This is a genomic window from Trichocoleus sp. FACHB-591 (assembly GCF_014695845.1).
Classification (GTDB): domain Bacteria; phylum Cyanobacteriota; class Cyanobacteriia; order FACHB-46; family FACHB-46; genus Trichocoleus.
Genome location: NZ_JACJPA010000051.1, coordinates 1 through 10,835 on the forward strand (window position 1 = coordinate 1; position 10,835 = coordinate 10,835).

Genomic DNA, 10,835 nt, shown 5'->3' on the forward strand with positions numbered 1-10,835 from the left:
CAAGTCGTCTACTTACCGCCCTATTCACCAGACCTGAATCGTATCGAAAAGTGTTGGGCATGGTTAAAGGGCCGCATTCGCAAACAACGACGCAGCGCTACTAGTTTGCGTGAAGCGATGGAGACAGTCCTCAAGGAAGCCGCGTCCTAACTCTTGTGGCGACAGCTATATACAATTCAGCAACGCCCATGCTTAAATCTCGAGAAAGCTACCTTGTGCTAAAGCTCCAATACTATTTTGGACGGCGCTGAGCAGGCGATCGCTGTCGGCATCGGTGTGGGCGGTTGAGAGAATGCCACTGCCATCAGGGAATAGCAGGATGCCTTGGTCTTGCAGGTGATAGGACAGAAGGAGCATGGTGATCGAGGCTGCGGATGGCTCAGGCGTTTCGGCAGCAGCACCACTGGCAGGGCCAAAAAGAGAGCCAAAATGCACCATTTGGATGGGGATACCCACCTGAGCAAAGTATTGGTTGAGGCGATCGCTCAATTCCTGGGTTTTCTGATTCAGTTGCTCTTGCAAAATGGCTCCCTCAGCTTTGAGATGCTGCAAGATCGCTTTGGCTGCGGTCATGACTAAAGGATGTTTGCAGTAAGTACCTGCAAAGAAGGTTGTTTCCCCTTGAGGGGCAGAGTCATCTCCATACTGCCATTGTCCTCCGTCGATTTTGTCGAGGTATTCAGCGCTTCCAGCAATCACACCGATGGGCATGCCGCCGCCAATGATTTTGCCGTAGGTGGCGATGTCAGCCCGAACCCCAAACCAAGTTTGGGCACCACCCGGATGAATTCGGAATCCGGTCAGCATTTCGTCAACAATCAGGGCAATTCCTTGATCTTGGGTGACTTGCCGAAGTTCTTGCAGGAAAGTTTGGGGCTGAAGATCTAAACGGCGTTTCTGTACAGGTTCTACTAACACTGCTGCCAATTGGTTGACATGAGCTGCGATAATTTCTAGCGATCGCGGATCACCGTATTTCAATACCAGCACATCCTGGGCGATCGCAGCAGGAACTCCGGGAAAGCGCGGGATTGACTGACCTGTGGCTGTTTGATCTGGATCGGCTTTGACTAAGGTGCCATCAAAATGCCCGTGATAAGACCCTGCAAACAGAGCAATTTTCTGGCGTTTGGTGGTAGCTCGCGCCAATCGGATGGCAGTCATCACCGCTTCGGTGCCTGTATTGCTAAAGGCGACTCGCTCCATCCCAGTGAGATCGCGAATTAAGGTGGCAACTTCTCCCACCAAGCCAGACTGAAGACCCAAGGCCATGCCTTGCTGCAAGCGTTCGATTAGGGCCTGCTGCACGACTGGGGAATTGTGCCCCAAGAGATGCACACCAAACCCCATGAGGAAATCGACATATTCGTTGCCGTCAGCGTCCCAAGCTCTAGAGCCAGCGGCGCGATCGCCCACAATGGGATACACCATCTCTTTCAATAGTGGATCAAAACCAGCCGCTACTCGCGGATCTGCCAAAACTGGACGATAGGTTTGGGCGAATTGCTTGGAGGTGCGGTGCCGCTGATCGTATTGGGTAATAAAGTGCTCTAAATAGGCTTGCTGACGAGAATTTAAGCCTGCACTGGCAGCACGGGCAGCCAAGACAGATGAGAAATCGGCGATCGGTTTAGCAAGAGGAGTTTCCATGGGCTGCTACGGATATAGGTGGAGTTAAGTTGCCGTTTTCGATTAAGTAGGTGAAGTAGGTATCGAGAAGTGAGTTGGAGATAAGAGGGCAGTGAATTGAAGTGCCTGCCAATCCTGCTAAGGTGTTGCAGCAGTCAAAGTGCAGGGAGGCGATGCTAGAAGCGGCTTCCGTAGCAGGGGGAAACATGGGAATCAAAGGATACAGGGGATGATCCGGTTGATGTTGGGCAATCTCTAGCAGTTGCGATCGCCACTCGCTGTAAGGCAATCGTTGCAAGGGATAACCGAGAGAGCGGATTTTGTGGATCAACTGCTCGGCCGATAAGGGATGAGGATTTACCAAGTGGAAAGCTTGCCCCAGTGCTGTCGGTTGCAGTGATAGATGCACGATCGCTTGACTGACATAATTTACAGGTATGAAGTCAATGGGCATCTGTCCTTCTGGCGCACTACCAAGCTGCACACAGCCAATAATCAACTGATAGAGGAAGTCGTTGGCGTTAAAGACTCCGGTTTGACTATCTCCAGAAATGCGTCCGGGACGATAGATGGCAACGGGTAGACCGCGATCGCGAGCATTCATCACCTGTCGTTCCGCCACCCACTTCGTCTGCACATAACCATTATCGGGGACAGCTTCTAGGTTGGGGACATCTTGTTCCCAAACTGTCTGCACGCCACTCTTAGCAGTCGGTGCAAAGACACTGTTAGTAGAAATTAAGTGGACAGGTTTGGTGCGATGCTGACAAGCCAAGCGCAGCACTGTTTCTGTTCCCACAACATTGGCGGCTCTGAGGCTGGCATAGGGTAGGGCATGATGCACCCAAGCTCCATTGTGATAAATGGCATCTAGCGTTTCAGCCAGGAATTGGAACTGAGCCGCAGACAGCCCTAGATTGGGTTGAGCTAAGTCGCCAGGAATCGCCACAATGCGATCGCGCCATTCGTCTTGCCCGATTTTGTAAGTCTGAAGCGATCGCTGTAATCGTTGTTGGGCAATTGGTTCATCCTCGGCTCGTACCAAACAATAGATGGTAGCCGTGGTTTGCCATAACAGCTCAGCTAGAAGGAAAGCACCCAAAAAACCAGTGGCCCCGGTGAGTAGCAGATGCTCGGGAGCCTTGGGCTGAAAGGGCTTGGCTGGTTGAATATCCGTAGGTAGCACTGTATCTGCCATCAGATCCGGTGAGGAAACACCAGAGCATTGTTCGATTGGATCGGGTTGCAGTTGTCGATCAACTAAAGCGGCTAAGGTGGCGATCGTCGGGGCTGCAAATAACTGCCGCAATGGTAGATCGGCAGAAAATGCCGTCTGTATGCGTGACAGGAGTTGTGTTGTGAGAAGAGAGTGGCCTCCCAATTCAAAGAAATTATCGTGCAGACCAATCGAGGTAACTTGGAGAAGTTCAGTCCAGATCTGTGCTAATTGGACTTCTGTGGGAGTGCTAGGAGGTGCAATCGCTGCTAATTCTAGCAAGTTAAAGTCAGGTGATGGGAGGGCTTGGCGATCGATTTTGCCGTTGGGTGTGAGGGGAAAGGCATCCAGAATCACAAACGCCGCAGGCGCCATGTAGGCTGGCAACCGCTGCCCCAGGTAATCGCGCCAAGCTTGGTGCAGAGATGCGGGTGGGCGATCGCTATTCGTTCCCTCAGCAAGAACGATATATGCCACGAGACGCGCTTGATCGCTTTGATCTTCTCGTGCCACGACAATGACTTCTTGGACGCTGGGATGTTGGCTGAGTACCGCTGAAATCTCACCCAATTCAATCCGAAAACCACGAATTTTGACTTGGTGATCGATGCGTCCCAAGAATTCTAAAGTGCCATCAGAGCGGTAACGGGCGAGATCTCCAGTTTTGTAAAGGCGATCCGACAGCCCCCCTACCCCCCCAAATTTGGGGGGAACTAGATTTTTGGCTTCCCCCAGACTTGGGGGATTGAGGGGGCTAAATGCAGCATTTTGATGGTCAGTAGAAGATGTGTATACACTGGATGAGGAGAGGAGAGATTGAAATGGGTTGGGAATAAAGCGTTCGGCTGTTAGTTCTGGACGATTGAGATATCCTCGCGCCAATCCTGCACCACCAATGTAAATTTCTCCGGGTACTCCAATGGGAACGGGACGGAGATGAGCATCTAGGAGATAAATTTGGGTTTGGGCGATCGCACGACCAATTGAAGGAGTACTCCAATCACCACGTTGCATCAACGCCACGGTGGAATAGGTGGTGTCTTCTGACGGGCCATACAAGTTATACACCTGCTCAATCGTTGGCTGTTGATAGAGCCGCTGCACTAGAGCTGGTTGTAGAGGTTCGCCAGCGAGGTTGACGGTGTGAACGGAATCGGGGAGCGGACCAGTTTGTAGAAGGGCGGCGATCGCAGAAGGTACAGTATTGACCAGCGTCACTTGAGAAGCGGCAGGGATGGTGGGTAGGTGCAAAGCGTTCTCTGCTAGGATTACCCGACCGCCCCAACTTAGAGGCACAAAGATCTCAAAAACGGATAGGTCAAAACAGATGGAAGTGGCTGCTAGAACCCCTGCTAACTCTGCGTCGGTGAAGACAGTTTTGGCCCACTCTACCAACACTACGGGGCTGGAGTGCTGAATTGCTACCCCTTTGGGTACGCCTGTAGAGCCAGAGGTATAAATCACATAAGCCAAATTTGCGGCGCTGACTGCACTTTCAGGGTTTATATCGGGTAACTGGTTGATGTAGTTCCAGTCTGTGTCTAGGGCAACTCGGTGACAGTGGGGCACTGTGGGGATGCGATCGCCCTCCATCTGGTCTTGGGTGAGCAAGACTGCGACCCGAGCATCTGCCAGCATAAACGAGAGCCGCTCTTCTGGGTAGTTGGGGTCAAGTGGCACATAAGCTCCCCCAGCTTTGAGGATTGCCAAGAGACTGATAATCAGATGGGGCGATCGCGGTAAACAAACCCCGACAAGTACTTCCGGGCCAACGCCCAGAGATTGCAAATGATGCGCCAGTTGGTTGGCTCGCTGATTGAGTTTGCGATAGGTGAGCTGCTGAGCGTCGTAGATTAGGGCGATCGCATCAGGCGTGCGTTCTACCTGAGCTTCAAAGAGATGATGTAAACAAAGGGTTGGGTCTGATGTAGATGGATGTTTTAAGTCATTCCACTCGACTAGAAGTTGATGCCGTTCAGCAGGGGTGAGGAAGGAGATTTCTTGGAGGCGAGTTTGAGACTGGGTAATAAAGCCTTCCAAAAGCGTTTGCAGATGTCCGAGGAGACGAGCGATCGCGGCATTCGTGAACTGCTGTGCATTATAGGTAGCCTGAAGCAGTAGCTCTTCACCAGGAACTACAGTGATTGTGAGCGGATAATTGGTCTGCTCGAAGGTGCTGACTCGCTCGATCGTGAGATCCGTAGCGGGCGATCGAACGGTGGTATCGATCGGATAGTTTTCAAACACCAAAATGCTATTGAACAGAGGCAGAGCTGCAGGCACCTCGCTCCAACGGCGGATTTGCACCAGAGAGCTATATTCATACGTCTGACGTTCCATCTGTTGCGCCTGAAGCTGTTGCAGCCAGGGAATTAGCTCTGCTTCTGGCGGCACTTGCACTCGCAGGGGTAGCGTGTTGATAAACAGCCCCACCATTGATTCTACACCAGGCAAGGTGGGCGGGCGACCTGCAACGACGGTACCGAAGACCACATCCGATTCACCGCTATAGCAACTCAGTGCCAAAGTCCAGGCCGCCTGAACTAATGTATTGAGTGTCAGTCGTTGCTGTTGGACAAAGGTTTTGAGCGCCTGAGTGGTAGCAACGGGGAGATAAATCTGTTGTTCAGCGCGATCGCCTGCCGAGTTGATAGATTGTGGTTGCTCTAAATTAATCGCTGTGGGTGCCGCAAAACCTTGAAGATATTGCCGCCAGAAGGGTTCAGCACTGAGGGGATTTTGCTGTTGGAGCCAGAGAATGTAATCTCGATAGGGACGAGGAGATTCCAGGCTGAAGAATTGCTGCTGCGACAGAGCTTGATAATCTGCCAGAATCTCTTTGAACAACAGCGCTGTAGACCAGCCATCCAACAAGAGATGATGGTGGCTCCAGATAAAGTAATGAGCCTCCTCATCTATTCGAATTAGCGTACAGCGCATGAGAGGTGCTTGAGGCAAGACAAAACCACGATCGCGATCTTCTTGCAAGAAATTTCGCAATCTCTCTTCCTGTTCTGGAGCAAATATTTGTCGCCAATCTTGCTCCTCCCAAGGCAGTTCGACCTGTCGATACACCACCTGATAGGGTTGCTCTAGCCCTTCCCAGCAAAAGGCTGTACGGAGAATCGAGTGGCGATCGCACAACCGCTGCCAAACCTGCTGGAATGCAGACCGGTCGAGTGACCCTTCTAGACACCAGCAAAACTGCTCAAAATAAACCCCCGATTCAGACGCATGGAGCGTGTGAAATAGCAGTCCCTGCTGAGTGGGTGAGAGTTCATAAATGTCTTCAATGTTTTCCATCTGCATTAGCGTTTCTTCCCGGATTGCAGTTGAGCCATGAGTTTTTGAAGGTCGGAGAGACTGAGGTTAGCAGCAGAGAAGCTGGAGGTTGGTGGCGTTTGCTGTTTTAGGGAGAGGAGCGATCGCAAGTTTTCGTGAAATTGCTGTGTCAGGTTTTCAATTGTTGCTGCTTGGTGAATTGCGTTACTAAACGTCCAATGCACGCGCAATTGTCGCTCAGCAATAATGCAGTTAATTTCTAACAGGTGCGATCGCCGTCCCTGAGGACTCCGTGAGGCACCCGTAGACTCCTGGGCTGGATGGAAGAGAGAGGCGGTGTTAAATGTTGCGTCAGTTTGCCCTAAGTAATTGAAACAAACATGAGGATGGGGAACTGCTTGTAGCTCTGGTTCTTGGCTGAGATAACGGAGAATGCCATAACCGATGCCGTTGTTGGGAACCTGCCGCAGTTGGTTTTGAATCGATTTAAGGAGACTCAAGGCATCCTGTGACTTGTAGTGCAGTAGGCGCGGAAAGATTGCCGTAAACCAACCAACTGTTCGTGAGAGATCGATCGCCTCCGAAATTTCTTCGCGTCCGTGTCCTTCCAAATCAACCCAAAGCGCCGATTGTCCTGTCCAGGCTGTTAGGGTTTGGGTCAAGGCTGTCAGCAAGACTTCCTGAATCTGCACCTGATGCTTGGTAGGGAGATCTCGCAGGAGAACTTGAGTTTCGTCAGGAGTTAAGGTGAGCGTAATCGTCTGCGATCGCCCCACCGTATTCCCCCCACTTGAATAATCGACGGGGAGAGATACATCATGCTGTTGCGCTTGTCGTGCCTGATGCAGCCAGAATGCCTGCTCCTGTTGCAACGTCTGCGATCGCGCGTAGGTTTGCAACGCTTCGCCCCACTGTTGGAAAGAAGTGGTTTTGGCGGATAGTTGGATCGGTTGCTGGTGTTGCAGTTGAGCGTAAGCGGTCTGGAAGTCTTCTAGCAAAATCCGCCAAGAAACTCCATCAATTAGCAAGTGATGAACAACGATCAGCAAACGACTGGGCTGATATGCGCCTAACTGGAATAACACCACTCGCATTAGGGGAGCTTGATCCAAACTCAGTTGAGCTTGCAGTTCAGAGGCGATCGCGGTTATTTTTTGGCGCTGAACAATTTCAACTTCACCTGACAGATCCACGACAGTCACAGGTGCAGGGATATCTTGATCTGCATGGGCGGCTGTCCAAGCATTTCCAGTTTGGGTAAATTGCGATCGCAGAACATCATGATGCTGAATTAAATGGGTGACGATCTGCTGCAATACTTCTGGCGTCAGGGGTTGTTGAACTTCCAAGAGTAGGGATTGATTCCAATGGTGCGACTCAGCAATGTTTTGTTCAAAGAACCAGTGCTGAATTGGGGTGAGTGGTAACGCTCCTGTGATCTTCCCTTGTTCGGCTATAACGGCAGTGGCAGGAGCGGCGATCGCGGCAAGTTTGGCGATCGTTTGATGTTCAAACACCTGCTTCGGCGTAATCCGTAGCCCTGCTTGATTGGCTCTGGCTGTCATTTGAATGCTGAGGATGGAGTCACCACCTAACTCAAAGAAGTTGTCGTGAATGCCAACTCGCTCTAAGCGCAGCAGTTGTGCCCAAATCTTGGCTAAGTTAGCTTCAGCAGGCGTGGTAGGCGCGATGAACTGTGCCTGACGATTTTGTGCTTGCGCCGTGGAATCAGGTAGGGCACGGCGATCGACTTTGCCATTGGCAGTGAGCGGGAAGGCTGCAACCGACATGCAAATTGCAGGCACCATATACTCTGGCAATCGCGCTTGGAGATGCGATCGCAGGGTTTCAGAGGTTACTGTTTCAGTCGGAGATTCTGGCACCACATAGGCGACCAAGCGTTGCTGACCCGATGTATTGGTGTGCACCAAGGCGATCGCATCTTGCACCTCAGGATGTTGCCGCAATAGCGTCTCAATTTCACCTAGTTCAATCCGGAAGCCTTTGAGCTTGACTTGGTGGTCGGTGCGTCCCAAATATTCCAGCGTTCCATCAGGACGATAGCGAGCCAGATCTCCAGTTTTGTAGAGGCGCTGCCCATTCGAGAGGCTAGATACAGCCTGTTGAAAGGGATTCGGAATAAATCGTTCGTTCGTTAATTCAGGACGATTCAAATATCCTCGCGCTAGCCCTGCACCACCAATGAACAATTCTCCAACTACACCGATCGGAACGGGTTGTAGGTGCTCATCCAGGATATAAAGCTGCGTATTAGCAATGGGGCGACCGATCGGCACTGATCCTGCTTCGGGATCATCTGGTGCAACCGTGTAAACGCAACAACCTACTACCGTTTCGGTGGGACCATACTCATTGACCAACAGCGTCTCTGGGGCTGCCTTGCGCCAGAAACTCAGCGACTCTGCTGTGAGATTTTCGCCCCCAATAATGAATCGACGAGTGCATCCTCGCACTTGCTCAAGAGACAACTGCTGACTCAACACACTCAGGTGAGCAGGCGTAATCTTGACTAGACTGAGATTTCTCCGACGCACTAACGCATCCCGCAACGTTTCCAAACTGGGGTCATCGGGTAGCAACTCTACACTGCGTCCCACCAGTAAGGGAGACCAGAGGCTAGTAACGGTCAAGTCAAATGCTAGGGAGGAATGCACCAGGCTTCCTTCTCCTTGAGCCACTTCGTAAGCTTGAATTGCCCAGTTGAGATAGTTGGTCAAGCCCCGATGATGAATCAGCGCTCCCTTCGGTTGCCCAGTCGAACCAGAGGTATAAATCACATAGGCTAGATGGTCAGGTGCCGTGACGAAATCGGGGTTCTCGGTCGGGAATGTGGCAACGGTGTGCCAATCGCGATCGAGGCAAAAGATGGGAGTCTGGGCGGCTGGCAGTTGAGACAACAGGTGCGACTGCGTCAGCAGCAAAGGGGTTTGCGTGTCTGACAAGATAAAGGCAATGCGATCGCGCGGATAACCCGGATCGATCGGCACATAAGCTCCCCCCGCTTTGAGAATCCCCAGGAGGGCAACCACCATCTCTAGGGAACGCTCCACACACAAGCCCAATAACGTATCAGCCCCAACTCCTTGCGATCGCAGGTAATGCGCCAGTTGATTTGCTCGGGCATTGAGTTGAGCGTAAGTGAGGTGGCGATCGCCCAAGATCACGGCAATCTCGTCAGGCGTACGGCAAACTTGCGCCTCAAACCAGGGAGTCAAGCACTCAAAAGGAGGCAGATTGGTTGCGGTTTGGTTGAACGTGACCAGCAGTTGTTCTCGTTCGGCTGGGCTCAGAATCTCCAGTTGAGCGATCGCCGTATCTGGAGCCTGAATCGCATGGGTGAGGAGGGTTTGCAGTTCCTCAAACAACCGCTGCATGTCTGCCGCCTTGAACTGGGCGGCGTTGTAATTTAGCTCGGCTGTAAGGCCATCCGCCTGCTGAATCCCGCACAGTTTGATCCAGAAATAGTCAGTGCAGCTTTCTACCTGAGCGATCGCGTAACGTATCCCCGCAGTTTCCCAGGAGTCAGACTGCTCAATAAATTCAAACGTTAATGGTAGAACTCGCGTTTCTAAACCTGCACCCTGAATCGGCAACCCCTGCGCCCAGGCAAACGCATCTTGATGCAGCGCCATCTCCTGCCGAGTGGCTTGCACCTGCTTCAGTGCTTGTTGAAAGGTTAAGTTGGGTTGTAACTGACTCGACAAGGGCAAGGTACGGGTCAACAAACCAATCGCAGGTTCTAATTCCTCATAGTTGCGACCATCCAGACTTACACCCAGCGTCAGTGCTTCCTGCCCCGTCAGTCGCCACAGTAAAATTTGCCAAGCCGTGAGGAGAGCATCCGCGATCGCGTTACGTTCCATTTGCGCCACCAATCCCTCTGGAGCTGTCCAGAACAGCTTTTTTGGCTGTAACGCAGCATTTTTCTGGGTAGGTTGAACAGGCAACGAGAGCGTTTCTAGCCCAGTATCCTCCAGCTTCCGCCAATAGTTCGGTGTGGCGCTGTTTTCCTGAAGCAGTTCATTTTGCCAGGTTGCTAAGTCTGCATACTGTAACGGTTCCTCTGCTTCTAATGAAGGAGACGCTTGCAGACACACAGCGTACTGTTGGGCAATTTCCTGTACCAAATTCTTGAGAGTGGCTGCATCACCGCAGAGAGCAGACAGACTCAGCATCAAGCAATGTTGCTCAGATGACTGACGAATTAAGCACCACTGCAAACTCTGCTCTAGCGGCAAATTCTGTGCTTGCCACTGTTGCCACAGATTCTTAAGTTCAACCGCTTGCTCGGAGGCTGAGAGTTGGCTCCAATCTAGAGTCGCGATCGCCTCAGTAGGTGTTTCCTGAATTACCTGGAGCGGCAGATCCAAACCAGGAGCTGACTGGAAGGTGGTTCGCAAAATCTCGTAGCGATCGATGACATCCTGTAGAGCGGCTTGGAAAATTGTGGGAGCGATCGCGCCTGTAATAGAGATTGCTGCCTGAACTCGATAAGGCTGAACGGCATTTTCTCCAGTGAGTTGATGCACGACCCACAGGTGCTTTTGCTGCGGAGACAGTTCGTAGCCTTCCAGATTTGCTGAGGGTTGAGTGAGCTGTTGCATGGTGCGAGTCGTCTTGGGTTGGGTGATGAACGAATTCTTGCCCCTCCCTCTCCTCGTAGGAGAGGGAGGCTGGGAGGGAGAGG

At 51.9% G+C, this 10,835-nt stretch carries 4 protein-coding genes; 1 reads left to right on the forward strand and 3 read right to left on the reverse strand.

Translation table 11 applies throughout. The features are described 5' to 3' along the window. On the forward strand, positions 1 to 150 hold a 150-nt coding region (locus H6F90_RS10810; protein WP_190550225.1), incomplete at its 5' end, for a transposase. 42 nt (positions 151 to 192) lie between these two features. Here H6F90_RS10810 and H6F90_RS10815 read toward each other — a convergent pair. From H6F90_RS10815 to H6F90_RS10825, 3 genes are read right to left on the reverse strand one after another with little or no spacing between them, the layout of a single operon-like run. Continuing rightward, complete coding sequence (locus H6F90_RS10815) at positions 193 to 1,650, reverse strand: aspartate aminotransferase family protein (RefSeq protein ID WP_190552491.1); 1,458 nt, start codon at positions 1,648 to 1,650, stop codon at positions 193 to 195. Beyond that, positions 1,631 to 6,154 (reverse strand): non-ribosomal peptide synthetase, encoded by a 4,524-nt coding sequence (locus H6F90_RS10820; RefSeq protein WP_190552492.1) that lies wholly within the window; start codon positions 6,152 to 6,154, stop codon positions 1,631 to 1,633. The genes H6F90_RS10815 and H6F90_RS10820 overlap by 20 nt, the downstream gene beginning before the upstream one ends. Then, positions 6,154 to 10,752 (reverse strand): non-ribosomal peptide synthetase, encoded by a 4,599-nt coding sequence (locus H6F90_RS10825; RefSeq protein WP_190552493.1) that lies wholly within the window; start codon positions 10,750 to 10,752, stop codon positions 6,154 to 6,156. Before H6F90_RS10825 ends, H6F90_RS10820 begins: the two co-directional genes overlap by 1 nt. Positions 10,753 to 10,835: the final 83 nt, after the last annotated feature.

Coding starts and splice junctions, on each gene's coding strand:
- H6F90_RS10815 (WP_190552491.1), bottom strand. CDS start 1,650: ATGGAAACTCCTCTTGCTAAACCGATCGCCGATTTCTCATCTGTCTTG.
- H6F90_RS10820 (WP_190552492.1), bottom strand. CDS start 6,154: ATGCAGATGGAAAACATTGAAGACATTTATGAACTCTCACCCACTCAG.
- H6F90_RS10825 (WP_190552493.1), bottom strand. CDS start 10,752: ATGCAACAGCTCACTCAACCCTCAGCAAATCTGGAAGGCTACGAACTG.